The organism is Bacillus sp. R45 (assembly GCF_021729365.1).
Lineage (GTDB): Bacteria > Bacillota > Bacilli > Bacillales > Bacillaceae > Bacillus > Bacillus velezensis.
In genome coordinates, this window is the sequence record NZ_CP091421.1 from 701,023 (window position 1) to 720,353 (window position 19,331).

A 19,331-nucleotide genomic window follows, 5' to 3' on the forward strand; every position below is an offset into this window, starting at 1 on the left:
CTCCCTTTTTATTTATTTAACAAACTGTGTTTTCTCGAATACATCATATATACCACGATCCCGGCGGCGATCCAGATGACAAAGGCGAGCCATGTCACGCCCGGCAGGCTGCTTGCGAGATACAGGCATAAGCATGCGCTGATGATCGGCACAAAAGGCACGAAAGGAACACGGAAGGAAGATTTGATCTCCGGATGTTTCTTTCTTAAAACGATGACGGCGATCGCAATGACCGTAAAGGCCGCCAAGGTTCCCATATTGACGAGATGCGCCAAGGTTCCCAGATCAATAAAACCTGCGATCCCGGCGGCAGCGATCCCCGTCACCCATGTGTTTTGAAACGGTGTTTTAAAACGCGGATGAACCTTGGAAAACATGCGGGGCAAAAGGCCGTCTCTGCTCATCGCAAATGTAAGGCGCACCTGAGCGTAAAGCAGAGCGAGCATGACCGTTGTAATCCCGATAATCGCGCCGACGGAAATAATGCCTGCTATTTTGTTCTGGCCGACAAATTGGAGCGCGAAAGATACCGGATCTCCGACATTCAGCTTGGTGTACGAAAGCATTCCTGTCAGGACGAGCGATACCGTAATGTAAAGAACGGTGCAGATGGCAAGCGCGCCGATGATTCCGATAGGCATTGATTTCTGCGGGTTTTTCACTTCTTCCGACGCGTTTGACACGGCATCAAATCCGAGATACGCGAAGAAAACGGTCGCGGCGCTCGTGATGACGCCTTTCATTCCGAACGGCATAAACGGCGACCAGTTTTCCGGTTTCACGTAGCCGAAACCGACGACGATAAACAGCAGAATGATCGCAATTTTCATCAATACAATGACATTGTTAAAGCGGGTGCTTTCTTTCACGCCCCTTGAAACAATCGCGGTAATGACCAAAATAATGATAACGGCCGGCAGGTTGAACACGGCACCCGTTTTGCTGCCGGGTGCGGCGGTCAGCGCCTCCGGAAGATGCAGCCCGAAGCCTGCAAGAAGCGACTGGAAATAGGATGACCAGCCGGTTGCGACGGCGGCGAGCGCGATAACATATTCAAGCATTAAGTCCCATCCGATTAAAAACGCGAGACACTCCCCGAGAGTGACATATGAATACGTATATACGCTGCCTGAAATCGGAATGGATGAAGAAAATTCCGCATAACAAAACGCGGCGAGCGCGCAGGCAAGGCCCGCGAGCACAAACGACAGAATCAAAGCCGGTCCTGCGCCTGTCGCGGCCACAGTCCCGGTAATCACAAAAATCCCCGTGCCGACAACACAGCCAATTCCGAGCAAAACCAAGTCAAAAGCGCTTAACGAGCGGGACAGGCTGGTCTGTTTGCTCTGGGCCTTTAAGTCGGCCAGCGGCTTTTTCCGAAATAGTAAAGACATATGGGTCCTCCTGAAAATTCATAATATTCTTATCATTATATACACTGACGTTTGTATTATATTGTCGAAATTTCTCGCAGTCAATTAAAGAATTTTCCACTTTAAAAGGACAAAGCTAAAAAGCGTCGATGCACGGAAGGAAAGGGAATTTTATTGTGAAATAGTTCAATTTTCTCACCTTAAGACCGATACAAAAGATGACTCATCAACTAATTTCAAGTTTCGGTGAAAGGGAGATGTTTACATGTTTCAATATGAAGAACTAAATAAGCAGTTTATCGGCGGCCGATGGAGGGATGGGAGCAGCCGGAACGTATTGGAAAACAGAAATCCTTATACTCAAAAAGTCATCACCTCATTCCGAAAAGCGACGCCTGATGACGTGGATGCGGCATATCGCGCCGCGGCTCTTGCGAAACAAGAATGGGACAAAGTAAACCCTTTTAAAAAGCGGGCCATTTTGGAAAAAGCCGTTTCTTTCATTGAAGAGCACGAAGAAGCGATTATTTACTTAATCATGGAGGAGCTTGGCGGAACACGGCTGAAGGCTGAGTTTGAAATCGGACTTGTCAAAAATATGATAAAAGAAGCCGCAACATTTCCGGTGCGGATGGAAGGGAAAATTCTCCCGTCCACGATTGACGGAAAAGAAAACAGGCTGTACAGAATACCTGCCGGAGTCGCGGGGGTAATCAGCCCGTTTAATTTCCCGTTTTTCCTTTCGATGAAATCTGTTGCGCCGGCACTCGGCGCGGGGAACGGCGTCGTGCTGAAGCCTCATGAAGAAACGCCGATCTGCGGCGGAACGCTTATCGCGAAAATTTTTGAAGCGGCCGGCGTACCGGATGGGCTGCTGAATGTCATCGTGACGGATATCGGGGAGATCGGCGACAGCTTTGTTGAGCATCCCGTGCCGCGGATAATCTCATTTACAGGCTCAACCGGAGTGGGCAGCTATATCGGACAGCTTGCGGTCAAACACTTTAAAAAACCGCTGTTGGAGCTTGGCGGAAACAGCGCGCTGATCGTGCTTGAGGATGCTGATCTTGAATACGCCGTCAATGCGGCCGTATTCAGCCGGTTTACGCATCAAGGCCAGATCTGTATGTCGGCGAACCGCGTGCTCGTTCACACATCTGTTTATGACAAATTTACAGAGCTTTACGAAGCGAAAGTGTCATCGCTGAAAGTCGGCGATCCGATGGACCCTGATACGGTTATCGGTCCTTTAATCAATGAGAGACAGGCGGAAGGCCTGAGACGGTCTGTCGAAAAAGCGATAGAAGAGGGAGCGGTTCCGGTGCTGTCCGGCCGATTCAGCGGAACGGTCGCTGAGCCCGTCATTTTAAAAGATGTGAAACCTGAGATGAGCATCGCGAAGGAGGAGCTGTTCGGACCGGCCGTCTGCATCATGCCGTTTGAAACGGAGGATGAAGCGGTAAGCATCGCAAACGCGACACCGTTCGGTTTAAGCGGAGCCGTGCATACGGCAAACGTGGAGCGGGGCGTTGAGTTTGCTAAGCGGATCGAAACCGGCATGATTCACGTCAACGATACGACCATTAATGATGAACCGAACGTCGCGTTCGGCGGCGAGAAACAATCAGGTCTCGGCAGGCTGAACGGCGAATGGAGCCTTGAAGAATTCACCACGCTGAAATGGATTTCGGTTCAGCATGAAAAACGCCAATTCCCATATTAAGAAGGAGTGAAAGAAATGAGTATACAGACGGAGCAGCAAACGCACAGCCTGCTTGACGCTTTTGTCAAAGTTGCGCCTTTTTTAAACAGCCTGATCCAAGATGACATCACCATCGGAATTTATGATACAGAAAAATTAATCGTGAATATTCCGGCTAAAACGTTTTCTCTTAATGTAAAGCCGGGAGATCCGCTGCAAAAAGGGGACATCATTACAGACGCGATCCGCATGAATCAGAAGAAGACAAGCATGGTGCCGAAAGAGCTGTTCGGATTTCCGCTGATCGCCAGAGCGATTCCGCTTCATGATGAAAACGGAAAAGTCATCGGCGGCGTCGGTCTCGGCACGAGCCTTGAAAAATCAGCCAAGCTTCATGATGTCGCTGAAAGCCTGTCCGCCGTCGTGGAACAGACCGCTTCGGCGATCGCGGATATCTCAGAATCCATCAGCGGTTTCTCAGCACAGATGACCGGGATTTCCGCTCAGGCGAAACAAGTCAGTGAAAGCGCGGGAGAAATCGCCGACATTTCCGTCACTGTCAAGGGCATCTCGGATCAAAGCAATCTGCTCGGTTTGAATGCGGCCATTGAAGCCGCGAGAGCAGGAGAATCCGGCAAGGGCTTTTCCGTGGTGGCGGATGAGATCCGCAAGCTTGCCACTCATTCAAAAGACAATGTCGGTCAAATTGACCAGATTACGAAAAAAATCCACAGCCTGCTGAAAGGGCTGGAGGACTCAATTGAATCCATCAACCAGAACACGGACGGCCAAGCGGCGGCGGTAGAACAAATTTCTGCCACGATGCAGGAGATTTCAGGAAGCGCCCAGCATTTAGCGAAAATGGCTGAAAACGTGCTCGGAGAATCATAAAAAAAGGGAGCTTACGGGCTCCTTTTTTGTTTTCCCTTATCAATCGGAAACTGCACTTACACGTTTGATCCGTCATGCTCAGGGGTACACATACGAATACATCACCAATGATAAAGGAGAGTCTTGTATGTCTGATGCAAATCTGCACAACCCGCTGACGAAATATGATCATGATGAATTTCCAAAACAATATCAAGAACCGCCCGGTTTGCAGAAAGAGATGAAGCCTGTGCCGGACTGCGGTGAAACAAGCTATAAAGGAGCCGGCAAGCTGAAGGGAAGAAAAGCCCTCGTCACCGGCGGCGATTCAGGTATCGGCCGGGCCGCCGCGATTGCTTATGCCCGGGAAGGGGCGGATGTGGCCATTAACTATCTGCCTGAGGAACAGCCGGATGCCGAAGAAGTGAAAGCGTTAATTGAAAAAGAGGGAAGAAAAGCTGTTCTGCTGCCGGGAGATTTAAGCGATGAAGCGTTTTGCGGAGAATTGGCGGAAAAAGCGTATCAAGAGCTTGGCGGTCTTGACACGCTCGCTCTTGTCGCCGGCAAACAGCAGGCAGTGGATGATATCAGCGATCTTGCCGCAGAACAAATCTATCAAACATTTGAAGTCAACGTATTCTCGCTGTATTGGCTCGTCAAAGCCGCGCTTCCGTATCTGCCGGAAGGCGCGTCTATTATCACGACAACGTCCGTAGAAGGGTATAATCCAAGCCCGATGCTGTTGGATTATGCTGCGACGAAACATGCCATTATCGGTTTTACCGTCGGCCTAGGAAAGCAGCTGGCGAATAAAGGAATCAGAGTCAACTCGGTAGCGCCGGGGCCGATCTGGACACCGCTGCAGATTTCGGGAGGACAGCCCGGAGAAAACATTCCGAAATTCGGCAAGGAAACACCGGCCGTTCCATTACAGCGTGCCGGACAGCCGGCGGAGCTGGCAGGAATTTATGTCTTTTTGGCCTCAGAAGAATCAAGCTATGTGACATCCCAAATTTACAGTGTAAGCGGAGGAATTCCGACAGCGTAATCAAAAAGGAGCTGCCCTTCATACGGGGCAGCTCTTTTTTTTGATGTTATGTGCCGAGCACGTTTTGATTATACAGGACACTCGGATGTGACGGATGATAGGAGGCGGCTTTGTCGTTATGAATCTTCGCTTTTTCTCTGTCGCCGAGCTGCCAGTGGCAGACGCAGAGCTGCAGATGGGGGTACCAGGTGGAATATTCGAGCTGGGTAAAGCCTGCATCACTGCTTTTGGCGGATAGGGCGAGCTCATACCAAAACACGCCCTGCCGGTATTGCCGTTTCTCCGCAAAATAGTCGCCGAGCCTGCAGCAGAACTCCGGCCGCGGACAATCGATCAGAAATGATTTTAAGAGAGACGTCATGGCGGCCTCTTCATGGCCGACCGCCCTGTAGCAATCGGATAGATATTGGCACGTTCTGATCTCGTCTTCGATCCAGCACTGTTTTGTGGAAAGAAAATGGTGATAATACGTGATGGCGCGCTGATACTGGCCGTGATCCTTTAATTCATTCGCGAAGTAAAACAAATCGCGCGGTGTCATCGATTCACTGTTTTCCGCCATTCTCTCATAAATCTTCAAGTTGCGGTCCGAGGGAGGCGAGTGCTTTTTTTCGGATTTCCGGTGTGTGACGGCAATATCGGTTTCTATGATGTTTCCGTATACCTCAAGATACTCATGCACGGCTCCGATCCAGCGGAACCCTTTTTCACGCTTGACGAGTCGGTTGCGGCGGTATCTGAAGCTGACCTCTCCCCGATCATCAAAGCCGACGTGATAATACATGGATACCGCGTCCACCTCTTTTGAAAGCGACGCCTTCAGTTCAATCAGCTTTTCACGGTCCTTTACCGTCAGCATATCGTCGGCGTCCAGCCACAGAATATAATCCATTTCCGCTTTCGAAAACACAAAATTACGGGCGGCGGCAAAGTGATCGATCCATTCAAAATCATAAATCTTATCCGTATAACGGGCCGCGATTTCTTTCGTCCGGTCGGTCGAGCCCGTATCAGCAATCACAATTTCATCCGCAATGTCTTTGACGGAATCAAGACAGCCCGCAAGCACTTCCTCTTCATTTTTCACGATAACGCACAAACTGACGCTGATCATGTCATCACCTCTTCCCCTCCAGTGTATAAAAGGAGAGGCGGAAACATTCTTCGGACAAAATGATCTCTTCCAAGAAATTTGTCTGTCCTTTTACTAGTTTTATTCCAGCGCCTGATTTAAAATGAACACATGAACTTACGTGAGGATTGATAGGAACCATGAGCATCATAAAAGCGGAAAACCTTTATAAAACATACGGAGATAAGACATTATTCGACCATATCTCCTTTCATATTGAAGAGAATGAAAGAATCGGTTTAATCGGCCCGAACGGAACGGGGAAGTCTACGCTTCTGAAAACCATTGCCGGCCTTGAATCAACGGAGGAAGGCGAGATTACGGCTTCAGGAAACGTGCATATTGAGTTCTTGCATCAGGACCCTGAGCTTCCGGCCGGACAAACCGTTCTTGAACATATTTATTCCGGCGGATCAGCCGTCATGAGAACGATGAGAGAGTACGAAAAAGCGCTTCAGGCGCTGAATGAAGAACCGGAAAATGACCAGCGTCAGAAACACCTGCTTGATGCGCAGGCCCGAATGGACGCGAATGATGCGTGGGAGGCGAATACGTTAGCCAAAACGGTTTTAACCAAACTTGGCGTCACCGATCTGATGAAGGATGTCAGCGAGCTGTCCGGCGGCCAGAGAAAGCGCGTCGCGATTGCGAAAAACGTCATCCAGCCGGCTGACCTGCTCATTTTGGATGAACCGACAAACCACTTGGACAATGAAACGATTGAATGGCTGGAAGGCTACTTATCGCAATATCCGGGCGCCGTTATGCTTGTCACGCACGACAGATATTTTCTGAACAGGGTGACGAACAGAATTTACGAGCTTGAGAGAGGCAGCCTTTATACGTATAAAGGAAACTATGAAGTATTCCTGGAAAAACGGGCCGAACGGGAAGCGCTGGCGGAGCAGAAAGAAACAAAACGTCAAAACCTCCTGCGCCGCGAATTGGCGTGGCTCAGAAGAGGAGCGAAAGCGCGCTCGACGAAACAAAAAGCGAGAGTGGACAGAGCGGAGGCGCTCAAGGAGCAAAAAGGGCCGGCAGTCTCCGGATCACTCGATTTCGCGATCGGTTCCCACCGTCTCGGAAAACAAGTAATCGAAGCCGATAACGTCTCCATTACCTATAACGGCCAAGCGCTGATCAGCCAGTTTAATGAGCTTGTCATCCCTGGGGAACGAATCGGCATCATCGGGCCGAACGGAATCGGGAAAACGACACTTTTAAACAGCCTCGCCGGCAGAATTCAGCCTGACAGCGGCAATATCACCATCGGGCAGACGGTCCGGATCGGCTACTACACCCAGGATCACAGCGAAATGAACGGCGATATGAAAGTCATTGAATATATAAAAGAGACGGCCGAAATCGTCAAAACGGCGGAAGGCGATGTCATCACCGCGGAACAAATGCTTGAGCGTTTTCTGTTCCCGCGTCCGATGCAGCAGACATATATCAGAAAGCTGTCAGGCGGGGAAAAACGCCGTCTGTACTTGCTGAATGTACTGATGCAGGAGCCGAATGTGCTGTTTTTAGATGAACCGACCAATGATCTGGACACAGAAACATTAAGCGTGCTCGAGGATTATATCGAACAGTTCCCGGGCGTCGTCATCACCGTATCCCATGACCGCTATTTCCTTGACCGCGTCGTGGACCGCCTGATCGTATTTGAAGGACACGGTGTCATTTCCCGTTTCCAAGGTTCATACAGTGAATACATGGAACAAGCAAAAGAGAAGAAGACGGCGGTAAAACAGCCGGCCGAAGAGAAAAAGGCGGAAGAAGAGCCGAAGAAAAAGCGCAAAAAGCTTTCGTACAAGGATCAGATCGAATGGGACGGCATCGAAGACAAAATCGCCGGCCTTGAAGAAAAGCATCAGCGTCTGGAAGCGGAAATCGCTGAAGCGGGAAGTGATTTCGGAAAGATACAAGAACTGATGGCCGAACAGGCAAAAACGGCTGAAGAGCTTGAAGCGGCGATGGAACGCTGGACCGAATTGTCACTGATGATTGAAGAACTTGAGAATTAAGAAAAGCCGGTACGGCCCCCGAGAAGATGGCGGGTCATACCGGCTTTTTTTATCTTACACAGATGTCTCCCGGCGCTTTAAAGACAAAGGTTCCGTCCAAGCCAAGTTTATCCGGCATAAAAAGTTTACGTTTACGTTAAGGTTCAAATGGTGTATAATAGAAACAGATACGACAAGAGGGGGATTCACCTTGGAATGGATGAAGATTGATCAAGTTGCCAAGCGAAGCGGATTGACAAAACGAACCATTCGTTTTTACGAGGAGATTGGTTTGATTCCTGCTCCTAAACGGACAGAAGGCGGCGTCCGGCTTTACTCTGAAGATGATATGGAGGAGCTCGAAAAAGTCACCAGCACAAAAGAAGTGCTCGGTTTTTCCCTTCAGGAACTTCAGCAGTTTATGGAGATGAGCCGTCAGCTGGAATTAAACAAAGAGGGGTACTTGTTGTCACTGGATCCGAAGGAACGGAAAGAAAAGCTGGAAGAGATTCAGCACGCTTTGAACCACCAGCTTGAGATGATTGATGAGAAGATCAGCACATTTCAGCATTTTAAAACGCGCCTTAACGGAATGAAAGAAAAAGCTGACCGCGCCATTCAATCAATCGAATGATTTTGCTGTAAACGCTATGGATATAGCGTTTCTTTTAATGGATAAAACAGGAGGTCTGGTCAAATGGATACATCATCACAACAGAAAACAGGCTTATTCAGCCAGCCGAAAGCCGTTTGGGCGGTTGCGTTTGCCTGTGTGATTTCCTTTATGGGAATCGGTCTTGTCGATCCAATTCTTCCGGCAATCGCCGCACAATTACATGCTTCACCTAGTGAAGTATCTCTGTTATTTACAAGTTATTTGCTCGTTACCGGTTTTATGATGTTTTTCTCCGGCGCGATTTCAAGCCGGATCGGCGCAAAATGGACGCTGCTTCTCGGACTTATTTTTATCATCGTGTTTGCCGCTCTCGGCGGAAGCTCAAGTTCAATCGCTCAGCTTGTCGGCTATCGCGGCGGCTGGGGACTTGGGAATGCTCTCTTTATTTCAACCGCGCTTGCCGTCATCGTCGGTGTATCTGTCGGCGGCAGCGCCAAAGCTATTATTCTGTATGAGGCCGCGCTCGGACTGGGAATTTCTGTCGGGCCGCTTGCCGGCGGAGAGCTAGGCAGCCTTTCATGGCGCGCTCCGTTCTTCGGAGTGTCTGTCCTGATGTTTATAGCGCTTTGCGCGATTTCACTCATGCTGCCGAAGCTGCCGAAACCGGCGAAACGCGTCGGTGTGTTTGATGCGATGAAGGCGCTCAAATATAAAGGCCTTTTGACAATGGCAGTATCTGCATTCTTATACAACTTTGGATTTTTTATTTTGCTTGCTTATTCTCCGTTCGTTCTGGATTTAGATGAACACGGTCTCGGATACGTCTTCTTCGGCTGGGGCCTTCTGCTGGCAATTACGTCAGTCTTTACGGCGCCGCTCGTGCATAAAGCGCTGGGCACAGTGCGTTCGCTCGTCGTTCTCTTTATCGCCTTTGCGGCCATTCTCGTTATTATGGGGGTCTGGACTGACCATCAGACGTTGATCATTACATGTATCGTTGTTGCCGGTGCTGTCCTCGGTATGGTGAATACGATCATGACAACCGCTGTGATGGGTGCTGCGCCGGTTGAACGTTCCATCGCGTCTTCAGCCTACAGCTCAGTCCGCTTTATCGGCGGTGCGCTCGCTCCGTGGATTGCGGGAATGCTGTCAGAACACTTCACCGCAAGCACACCATATACAGTAGGCGGGATTGTCGTTTTTGTCGGCATGCTTGTTCTTCTTATGGGACGCAAACATCTTGCCGGAATAAAAGCCGGACATTAAAAAAAAGGAACTTCCGCACGGGCGGGAGTTCCTTTTTGTGTTTACAGCACTTTCGTCGTCCAAGATTCACAATTCCATGTTTCCGTCGCGATATCCATGTAGAACTCGGGTTCGTGGGAAATCAGCAGAATGGAGCCTTTGTATTCTTTCAGCGCGCGTTTCAGCTCTTCTTTCGCATCGACATCCAGGTGGTTTGTCGGTTCGTCAAGCACGAGCAGGTTTGTTTCTGAATTGATCAGCTTGCACAGTCTGACCTTCGCTTTTTCTCCTCCGCTGAGAACGGAGACGCGGCTTTCAATGTGTTTGGTCGTCAGGCCGCATTTGGCGAGGGCGGCGCGGATTTCGTACTGGGTAAAGGAAGGAAATTCACTCCACACTTCTTCGATGCACGTATTGTTATTGGTTTCTTTCACTTCCTGCTCGAAATAGCCCGTGTATTGATGCTCGCCGCGCTCCACCGTGCCTTCCAGCGGCTGGATTTCACCGAGCAGGCTTTTTAACAGCGTCGTTTTCCCGATGCCGTTTGCGCCGTACAGGGCGACTTTCTGTCCGCGCTCCATTCTGAGATTGAGCGGGCGTGACAGCGGAGTATCGTAACCGATGACTAAGTCCTTCGTTTCAAAAATGAGCTTGCCTGACGTTCTCGCAGGCTTGAAATGGAATTCCGGTTTCGGTTTTTCGGCCGCCAGTTCGATCATATCCATCTTATCAAGCTTTTTCTGACGGGACATCGCCATATTTCTCGTGCTGACGCGGGCTTTGTTGCGGGCGACGAAATCTTTCAGCTCAGCCACTTCCTGCTGCTGTTTTTTGTAGGCGGCTTCGAGCTGCTGTTTTTTCACTTCGTAGACTTCCATAAACTGATGATAATCGCCGACATAACGCGTCAGCTCCTGGTTTTCCACATGGTAAATCAAATTGATTACGCTGTTTAAAAACGGAATGTCGTGAGAAATTAAGATGAACGCATTTTCATATTCCTGCAAATAGCGTTTCAGCCATTCAATATGCTGTTCATCAAGGTAGTTCGTCGGTTCGTCCAACAGAAGGATTTCCGGCTTTTCCAAAAGCAGTTTGGCGAGCAGCACTTTCGTCCGCTGTCCGCCGCTTAAGTCAGTGACGTCGCGGTCTAGGCCGACTTCCTGCAGGCCGAGGCCGCGGGCGATTTCTTCAACTTTGCTGTCAATCACGTAGAAATCATTGTTTGTCAGGGCGTCTTGAATGACACCGACATCTTCAAGCAGCTGCTCAAGCTCATCAGGGTCCGCTTCGCCCATTTTGTTGTAAATCTCGTTCATTTCTTCTTCCATCGCAAATAAGTAATGGAACGCATCCTTCAGCACGTCGCGGATCGTTTTTCCTTTTTCAAGCACGGTATGCTGATCGAGATAGCCGACACGCACGTTTTTCGCCCATTCAACCTTACCCTCATCAGGCTCAAGCTTTCCGGTAATAATATTCATAAACGTTGATTTACCTTCGCCGTTTGCTCCGATTAAGCCGACGTGTTCCCCTTTTAAAAGACGGAACGATACATTGTTAAAAAGCGCACGGTCACCGAAGCCGTGGCTTAAATCTTTTACGGATAAAATACTCATCATTACACCTCTATCGTTATCAGACACGCTTTTTTTATCATGTGTCTTTCTCATTTATGATTATAAAGGAGGAGACCGTTTGTTAAAAGGCTTGGAAGGAAAAAGAAAATTGCGTTTGCCGCGTGCATTTGAGATACTATGGAGTAGATTTTAAGAATTGAGGAGAACGACATGACCCAAACATGGCCATTTTTACAGCATACACAACCATTTATCGCCGAAAACTGGGAGGCGTCAGGCTTTCAGGAGCCGACCGTTATTCAGGAAAAAGCCGCTCAGGTGATCATGGAAGGGAAAGACGTCATTGCCGAATCCCCGACGGGAACGGGAAAAACATTGGCGTACACGCTTCCGGTTCTGGAGCGGATCAACCCGGAACAGAAACATCCGCAAGTGATCATTTTAGCGCCGTCCCGCGAGCTTGTGATGCAGATTTTTCAAGTGATTCAGGAGTGGAAAAAAGGCTCCGATCTTCGCGCTTTGTCTTTGATCGGCGGGGCAAACGTGAAAAAGCAGGTGGAGAAGCTCAAAAATAAACCGCATATCATTGCAGGCACACCGGGCAGGGTGCTCGAATTGATTCAGGCGAAAAAGCTGAAAATGCATGAAGTCAAGACGATCGTTCTTGATGAAGCGGATCAGCTCGTGACAAAGGAACACCGCGAAACGATGAAAAAAATCATTAAAACGACGCTGAAAGACCGACAGCTTTTAAGCTTTTCCGCTACGCTGCAGCCGGAGACAGAAGAGGTGCTGAATGCCATCGCACATGAACCGGCCGTTTTGAAAGTGGAGCGGAATACGGCGGAAAAAGCGCGCGTCACGCATCAATATCTCGTCTGCGATCAGCGGGATAAAGTGAAGCTATTGCAAAAGCTGTCACGGCTGAACGGCATGCAGGCGCTCGTGTTTGTCAGAGATATCGGAAATTTAAGCGTCTATGCGGAAAAACTCGCCTATCATCACGTGGATCTCGGCATCCTGCACGGAGAAGCGAAAAAAATGGAGCGGGCAAAGATATTATCAGCGTTTGAAGGGGGAGAATTTCCGCTGCTTCTGGCGACTGACATAGCGGCGCGCGGACTTGATATCGATGATCTTCCGTACGTCATTCACGCAGACATCCCGAATGAAGACGGATATATCCACAGATCCGGCCGGACGGGGCGGGCCGGTAAAGAAGGAACCGTACTCAGCCTTGTCACGCCGATGGAAGAATCCAAATTGAAAAAAATGGCCAAATCACTCGGAATTGAGCTGAAAGAGGCCGTTTATTCAGGCGGAAAATTATCTGAGAAATAAGAAACGGAGGGCGGGAAGCCCTTCTTTTTTATTGTGAAATAATAGAAAAGGTTCAGGCGGGGGAGTGGGAAGATGGGTTCAATAGACCGATTTCAAATATTGAAGGAACGTGGGCTGAAAATACTCGAACACTGGTTTAAGAACGATAACATCAGACGGAGAATGGATGCGATGCTGCCATTAGACGCGTGGTATGCACGATTGAATAAAGATGAAGACGATACTGTCATTATGGCATATGACGGGCAGCTTCAGGCAGGTATAGTCTCTATAGAGTTTGTGGAGGAACGGGCGTATATCGGATTGATCGTCAATCCTTTGTACCAGCTTCAAGGGTACGGAAAACAGATCTTGCAAAAACTGCTGACTGATCCTGGGTTTACCGGCGTGCGGGAATGGGCGGCAAGCATCTAAAAAGACAATCAAATCAGTTTAGTCTGCTTTCAAGCAGCGGGATTCACTTTGGAAAATACGGAGCCTGATGAAGACGGCTTTCTTACTTTGATTCTTCGCGGCTGATGCGAAAAAGCAGAAAAGGAGGGGAGAAAGCCCTCCTTTTTTCATCATCATGTTAACCTAGATCACTGACTTTGATGATCTGTTTGCCTTTGTTTTCTCCTTTAAACAAACCGAGGAACGCGTCAGGAATATGGCTGAATCCTTCCGTAATCGTTTCTTCATAATGAAGCTTCCCGTCCTTGAGCCATTCGGCCAATTGTTTCGCGCCTTCGGAAAAGCGGTCAGCATAATCACTGACGATGAACCCCTGCATCAGTGCTTTTGTTTTGATCAGCTTCGGCTGGACGCGGGGGCCCATGTCTTCCTCTTCACTTTCGGTATTATATGAAGAGATCGCTCCGCATACCGGAATGCGGGCGAATTCATTCAGCAGGTTTATCACCGCATCTGAAATCGGTCCGCCGACATTGTCAAAATAGACATCGACGCCGTCAGGGCATGCCTGTTCAAGCGCTTTTTGAATATCATCCGCCGTTTTGTAATTAATGGCTTCATCAAATTGAAGCTCCTCTTTCAGATACGCGATTTTTTCGTCAGAACCGGCGATGCCGACAACCCGCGCGCCTTTGATTTTGGCAATCTGCCCGACCGTTGAGCCGACGGCGCCCGCAGCCCCTGAAACGACGACGGTTTCGCCTTTTTTCGGACGGCCGATATCAAGCAGGCCGAAGTAAGCGGTCAGTCCGGTCATCCCTAAAATGCCGAGATACGCCTGGGCGGGTGCGATATCCGTATCCAACTTGCGGAGGGCGGACTCATTGACGGCTGAATATTCCTGCCATGCGAGATTTCCGATCACAACATCTCCTTTTTTCAGCTTATCGCCGTCTGTCAGAACTTCGGCAATCACTCCGCCTGTTATGGCTTCATCTAAAGCGAACGGCTCTACATATGATTTTGTATCCTGCATCCGTCCGCGCATGTACGGATCAACGGACACATAACTCGTTTTCACAAGCACTTCGCCGTCTTTCGGTTCGGGAACGGCAATCGTTTCAAAGCGGAAATCGTCATGGACGGGAACGCCTTTCGGGCGTCTTGCCAATTGAATCTGCTGCTGATTATTCGGCATACTGAATCCTCCTTCAAGATAAGTGTTTGTTCCAAATGTAACACGAACCATTTCCCGAATACAAAATCAAACCGTCCGCCGGCAACAAAAAAAGAAGGGCCAGGGCCCTTCTTTTCTTATATGCGTATTTAAAAGAATAACCGGTACACATCGGTGTTTTTCTCATGTTCCAAATATTCATAGGCATTCGTTTTTGAAGAATGAAGCATGTCAGAGGTAATCACGGGCTGAAGCGCAGTCAGATAAGAACCCAGCTTATTTTCAATTTCTGTCGGCAGAACGGATTCGATATCACCGATATTGATAATGATAGAGAAAACGAAATCGATATTAATATGAAAAGTATCTTCAGCGAAGGCCGTAAGCTCTTTTATTCCATCCGGGCAGCGGGTATGCCGGCGGAATACCTGCTTCACTAAATCACTGACAACCCAAGCGTTAAATCGCTGTTCCGGTGAAAAGTAATGAATAGGAACCACCTCCCTGCTTAATCGGCTCATGAAGATTTTTATTTTTCTGATAAAGGTTACTTTCCCTACTGTAACATGTCCCGCCGGAAAATATCCACCGACAATCTGCCCGTTTTTTCCCGGAACTCTCTTTCTTTTGTTTGACCTTTGGTTGAGCGGGTAAACATCCAATATACAAAAACAAAAGGGAGGACTTATCAATGAAACCGGTAGTAAGAGAATATACAAATGATCAAAAACTGATGCAGGACGTAAAAGAGCTTCAGCAATTGGGTGTCGCAAAAGAAGACGTATATGTGCTTTCACATGATGACGACAGAACGGACCGTCTGGCGGATAATACTGATGTCAATACCATCGGAGCGAAAGAAACGGGCATTAAACACGCGGTCGGCAATATGTTTAATAAAAAAGGCGACGAGCTCCGCAACAAAATTCACGAAATCGGCTTTTCAGAAGAGGAAGCATCACAATTTGAAAAGCGCTTAGATGAAGGAAAAGTTCTTCTGTTTGTCACGGATAACGAAAAAGTAAAATCATGGGCGTAAGCTGAACAGATCCCAAGGGGTTTTCGGTCCCTTGGGATTTTTTTGCGGTTTCCGCAATAAAACCGAAAGGCACATGCTGTACATTTTCGGTGCCGTTTCTCAACTGATTTGATACAATCCAATTGTAATAAATTGGAACAGAGAATCAGGAGGAGCACAATTTATGAAAAAAATGTTACTTATGCTGGCGGTTTGTTTATGTATGATCCCTGCGGACGTCTATGCCGCTGACCTGGGACGGCAGACGTTAGGAACAAATGACGGCTGGGGAGCCGCTTCCGGCGGGACAACCGGCGGCGCGAAAGCCTCTTCATCGAATGTCTACACCGTATCAAACAGACAGCAGCTCGTTTCTGCATTAGGGGGAAGCGCCAACAGCACGCCGAAGATTATTTACATACAAGGCACAATCAATATGAATACGGACGACCGGAATAAAACGCTCGGCTTTAATGATTATAAAGATCCGGCATATGATCTCAACGCTTATCTGAAGGCGTACGACCCGGACAAATGGGGGAAAAAAGCGCCGTCAGGCACCCAGGAAGACGCCAGACAGCGATCTCAAAAAAACCAGAAAGCACGGGTCGTGATTGACATTCCTTCAAATACGACGATCATCGGTTCGGGTTCAAATGCCAAAGTGACAGGCGGAAGCTTTAATATAAAGAACGGCGTCGACAATGTCATCATCCGCAACATTGAATTTCAAGACGCTTACGACTATTTTCCGCAATGGGACCCGACGGACGGCAGCAGCGGCAACTGGAACTCGGAATATGACAATATCACCATTAACGGCGCGACGCATATCTGGATCGATCATTGCACCTTTAATGACGGATCGAATCCCGACAGCGGTTTTCCCTACTATTACGGGAGAAAATATCAGCACCATGACGGCCAGACGGATATAGCCAACGGGGCGAATTATATTACATTGTCCTATAATAAATATCATGACCATGACAAAGGCTCCGTCATCGGAAACAGCGACAGCAAGACGTCGGATGAAGGAAAACTGAAGGTGACCATTCACCATAACTATTACCAGAACATCGTCCAGCGCGCACCGCGGGTCCGGTACGGGCAGGTTCATATTTATAATAATTTTTACGCAGGCTCTAAAAGCGCCGCATACCCGTTCAGCTATGCGTGGGGCGCAGGCCACGCGTCAAAAATATATGCCCAGAATAATGTCTTTGAAGTGCCGGGACTGGCTGCTGATAAAGTCATCAGCGTCTTCAGCGGCGGAAAAGCGCTTCATGAAGACGGCACTCTTTTAAACGGCGCCGCAATTAACGCGTCAGCTGCCAACGGATTAAGTCAGTCCGTCGGCTGGACACCGTCATTGCACGGTTCCATCGGCTCATCATCAAATGTAAAATCAGATGTTATATCTAAAGCCGGGTCGGGTATATTAAAATAATAAACAAGAAGCACAAAGGAAAATATTCCTTTGTGTTTTTTAATTAACAAAAACGTTTATTAACTTAGTTAAGTAGTAAAATGGGATAGGGGGATGGAAGACAACAAAATAGGAGGAGACCTGTAATGGCTTCAGAAAAAGACGCAAAAAAACAGCAGGCAGTAAAAATCATTCCTTTGCTTATTACTGTTGCTGTGGGATTAATCATTTGGTTTATTCCCGCGCCGTCCGGACTTGAACCTAAAGCATGGCATTTGTTCGCTATTTTTGTCGCAACAATTATCGGCTTTATCTCCAAGCCCTTGCCAATGGGCGCAATTGCAATTTTTGCATTGGCAGTCACCGCGTTAACGGGAACGCTATCTATTGAAAATACGTTAAGCGGATTTGGAAACAAGACAATCTGGCTGATTGTCATCGCCTTTTTTATTTCCCGGGGATTTATCAAAACCGGGCTTGGCGCCAGGATTTCTTACGTATTCGTACAACGGTTCGGGAAGAAAACACTCGGCCTTTCTTATTCACTGCTGTTCAGTGATTTAATTTTATCACCTGCCATTCCGAGCAACACGGCACGGGCGGGCGGCATTATTTTTCCTATTATCAGATCATTATCCGAAACTTTCGGATCAACGCCGGCAGACGGAACAGAGCGGAAAATCGGCGCTTTCTTATTAAAAACCGGTTTTCAAGGAAACTTGATTACGTCTGCGATGTTTTTGACGGCAATGGCGGCGAATCCGCTGATCGCCAAGCTGGCCCACGATGTCGCAGGGGTGGACATCACATGGACAAGCTGGGCAATCGCGGCCATTGTACCGGGATTGGCGAGCTTAATCATTACGCCGCTCGTCATTTATAAGCTGTATCCGCCGGAAATTAAAGAAACACCGGACGCGGCTAAAATCGCAACGGAAAAATTGAAAGAAATGGGTCCGTTTAAAAAATCCGAACTCTCCATGGTTATCGTCTTTTTATTGGTGCTTGCGCTGTGGATTTTCGGAGGAAGCTTCAATATCGACGCAACGACGACGGCCCTGATCGGATTATCCGTTTTGCTTTTGTCACAGGTATTAACATGGGAGGACATCAAAAAAGAACAAGGTGCATGGGATACGCTGACTTGGTTCGCGGCGCTTGTGATGCTGGCGAATTTCCTGAATGAGCTCGGCATGGTGTCTTGGTTCAGCAATATGATGAAATCATCTGTTTCCGGTTTTTCATGGATTGTGGCATTTATGATTCTGATTGTCGTGTATTATTACACGCATTACTTCTTTGCGAGCGCAACCGCGCATATCAGCGCCATGTATGCGGCATTTCTCGCCGTCATCGTGGCGGCAGGCGCTCCGCCGCTGTTGGCGGCGCTCAGCCTGGCGTTTTTCAGCAACCTTTTCGGTTCGACGACGCATTACGGCTCAGGAGCGGCTCCGGTCTTTTTCGGAGCGGGTTATATCTCGCAAAGCAAATGGTGGTCCATCGGCTTTATCCTGTCAATCGTCCATATTGTGACATGGCTTGTGATTGGCGGATTATGGTGGAAAGTATTAGGGTTATGGTAGAAGAAAAAAGGCAGACTCAGGTCTGCCTTTTTTTATTTCTGTAAGGAATGGGAAGGGCCTGCACATGATGACTTCAGTGCGAATAGAATATTGCCGGGGTGATATTATGAGCAGCGGCCGTAATCAATACATGATATTGAAACAGAAACCATACAAATATATGAGCAGACATATGAAACGCCGGTATGAACAATTACCATGTGAACTTGAAAGTCCGGAAACAGGGACGGAAAAACGGTTTCCGTCTTCAGATGAAAATCGATCTGCCTTGTGCGTACCCGGGCTGCGAGGTCCCGAAGGCAAAAGAGGACCCGCCGGCTCCCGCGGTCCGCAAGGGGAGGCGGGTCCGCCGGGTCCGCCCGGTCCCCCGGGGCCTGAGGGGCCGCCGGGAGCGGTTCCTGCGGTAGCTTTTCAAAATACAGCAGACCTAATGACGCTTCCGTTAGAAGGAACACCGATAAACGTGTTAAGCGCAGTGATAGCTGCGCCGACAGATCAATTGGTGAAAACGGATGCCGTCATACAAGTAAATGTGGAATTAGATCCGCTTGCGTCTCATTTCTCATTGGTCTTAGCTGTCGAGCTGCAAAGAAATGGCGTAACGATACAAACACAGAGACAAGAGCGGAACCTCTTTTCTTCAGGCGGACAAATCATAGGAATTCCTTTTACGTACATCGACGAAATGAAGGCGGATGAAACAGCCGCGTATCAGCTCTATTTATCCGTCCTTTCTTCGAACTACGTAACACAAGTCGCAGCAGCAAACCGCTCCCTCATTGCGACGGGATTCCCCATTCAAGGATCGGATTAAG

At 48.6% G+C, this 19,331-nt stretch carries 16 protein-coding genes and 1 pseudogene; 12 read left to right on the forward strand and 5 right to left on the reverse strand.

What is annotated here, in order from left to right:
- Positions 1–8: 8 nt before the first annotated feature.
- Entirely contained in the window at positions 9–1,394 is a 1,386-nt protein-coding gene (locus tag L3V45_RS03640) for a branched-chain amino acid transporter BcaP (protein ID WP_057080055.1), read from the reverse strand.
- Positions 1,395–1,638: 244 nt separating this feature from the next.
- Here L3V45_RS03640 and L3V45_RS03645 point away from each other — a divergent pair, with 244 nt between their 5' ends.
- The 3 genes from L3V45_RS03645 to L3V45_RS03655 all read left to right on the forward strand — a co-directional run bounded on the left by L3V45_RS03645 (position 1,639) and on the right by L3V45_RS03655 (position 4,993).
- Positions 1,639–3,096, forward strand: coding sequence for a benzaldehyde dehydrogenase (locus tag L3V45_RS03645; RefSeq protein ID WP_003155667.1), 1,458 nt, complete (start codon positions 1,639–1,641; stop codon positions 3,094–3,096).
- A gap of 465 nt (positions 3,097–3,561) precedes the next feature.
- Positions 3,562–3,966: a methyl-accepting chemotaxis protein gene (locus L3V45_RS19615; RefSeq protein ID WP_369719111.1), complete on the forward strand. Its 405-nt coding sequence runs from the start codon at positions 3,562–3,564 to the stop codon at positions 3,964–3,966.
- A 127-nt stretch (positions 3,967–4,093) separates the two neighbouring features.
- The gene (locus tag L3V45_RS03655; RefSeq protein ID WP_069473190.1) at positions 4,094–4,993 is read left to right on the forward strand and encodes an SDR family oxidoreductase; all 900 of its coding nucleotides are present in this window, start codon (positions 4,094–4,096) and stop codon (positions 4,991–4,993) included.
- A 46-nt stretch (positions 4,994–5,039) separates the two neighbouring features.
- On the opposite strand, the gene L3V45_RS03660 is transcribed toward L3V45_RS03655, so the two are convergent.
- Positions 5,040–6,107, reverse strand: a complete 1,068-nt coding sequence (locus L3V45_RS03660; RefSeq protein WP_060658614.1) for a glycosyltransferase — start codon at positions 6,105–6,107, stop codon at positions 5,040–5,042.
- Between the two features lie 158 nt (positions 6,108–6,265).
- Here L3V45_RS03660 and L3V45_RS03665 point away from each other — a divergent pair, with 158 nt between their 5' ends.
- From L3V45_RS03665 to L3V45_RS03675, 3 genes are all read left to right on the forward strand, one after another.
- On the forward strand, positions 6,266–8,155 hold the full coding sequence (locus L3V45_RS03665) for an ABC-F family ATP-binding cassette domain-containing protein (RefSeq protein WP_043866904.1): 1,890 nt from the start codon (positions 6,266–6,268) through the stop codon (positions 8,153–8,155).
- A 190-nt stretch (positions 8,156–8,345) separates the two neighbouring features.
- Positions 8,346–8,768, forward strand: a complete 423-nt coding sequence (locus L3V45_RS03670; protein WP_003155658.1) for a MerR family transcriptional regulator — start codon at positions 8,346–8,348, stop codon at positions 8,766–8,768.
- A 63-nt stretch (positions 8,769–8,831) separates the two neighbouring features.
- Positions 8,832–10,016 (forward strand): MFS transporter, encoded by a 1,185-nt coding sequence (locus tag L3V45_RS03675; RefSeq protein WP_014304592.1) that lies wholly within the window; start codon positions 8,832–8,834, stop codon positions 10,014–10,016.
- A gap of 41 nt (positions 10,017–10,057) precedes the next feature.
- Here the strand turns inward: L3V45_RS03675 and L3V45_RS03680 are convergent, their stop codons facing one another.
- Positions 10,058–11,614: an ABC-F family ATP-binding cassette domain-containing protein gene (locus L3V45_RS03680; protein WP_003155656.1), complete on the reverse strand. Its 1,557-nt coding sequence runs from the start codon at positions 11,612–11,614 to the stop codon at positions 10,058–10,060.
- Positions 11,615–11,785: 171 nt separating this feature from the next.
- On the opposite strand from L3V45_RS03680, the gene L3V45_RS03685 reads away from it, so the two are divergent.
- Both L3V45_RS03685 and L3V45_RS03690 read left to right on the forward strand, forming a co-directional pair.
- On the forward strand, positions 11,786–12,916 hold the full coding sequence (locus tag L3V45_RS03685; RefSeq protein ID WP_003155655.1) for a DEAD/DEAH box helicase: 1,131 nt from the start codon (positions 11,786–11,788) through the stop codon (positions 12,914–12,916).
- Between the two features lie 72 nt (positions 12,917–12,988).
- Positions 12,989–13,435: pseudogene (locus L3V45_RS03690) on the forward strand (GNAT family N-acetyltransferase).
- A 52-nt stretch (positions 13,436–13,487) separates the two neighbouring features.
- Here L3V45_RS03690 and L3V45_RS03695 read toward each other — a convergent pair.
- Positions 13,488–14,507 (reverse strand): NADP-dependent oxidoreductase, encoded by a 1,020-nt coding sequence (locus tag L3V45_RS03695; RefSeq protein ID WP_003155653.1) that lies wholly within the window; start codon positions 14,505–14,507, stop codon positions 13,488–13,490.
- Positions 14,508–14,635: 128 nt separating this feature from the next.
- On the reverse strand, positions 14,636–14,986 hold the full coding sequence (locus L3V45_RS03700) for a DUF3212 family protein (RefSeq protein WP_024084993.1): 351 nt from the start codon (positions 14,984–14,986) through the stop codon (positions 14,636–14,638).
- A 191-nt stretch (positions 14,987–15,177) separates the two neighbouring features.
- On the opposite strand from L3V45_RS03700, the gene L3V45_RS03705 reads away from it, so the two are divergent.
- From L3V45_RS03705 to L3V45_RS03720, 4 genes are all read left to right on the forward strand, one after another.
- A complete protein-coding gene (locus L3V45_RS03705) occupies positions 15,178–15,525 on the forward strand; it encodes a YflT domain-containing protein (protein ID WP_003155650.1) in 348 nt (115 codons plus the stop codon).
- 163 nt (positions 15,526–15,688) lie between these two features.
- Complete coding sequence (locus L3V45_RS03710) at positions 15,689–16,954, forward strand: pectate lyase (protein WP_003155647.1); 1,266 nt, start codon at positions 15,689–15,691, stop codon at positions 16,952–16,954.
- 125 nt (positions 16,955–17,079) lie between these two features.
- The gene (locus L3V45_RS03715) at positions 17,080–18,516 is read left to right on the forward strand and encodes an anion permease (RefSeq protein WP_003155645.1); all 1,437 of its coding nucleotides are present in this window, start codon (positions 17,080–17,082) and stop codon (positions 18,514–18,516) included.
- A 106-nt stretch (positions 18,517–18,622) separates the two neighbouring features.
- Positions 18,623–19,330 carry a hypothetical protein gene (locus L3V45_RS03720; protein ID WP_024084994.1) on the forward strand — a complete coding sequence of 236 codons (708 nt, stop codon included), beginning with the start codon at positions 18,623–18,625 and terminating at the stop codon, positions 19,328–19,330.
- The last annotated feature ends 1 nt before the right edge of the window (position 19,331 follow it).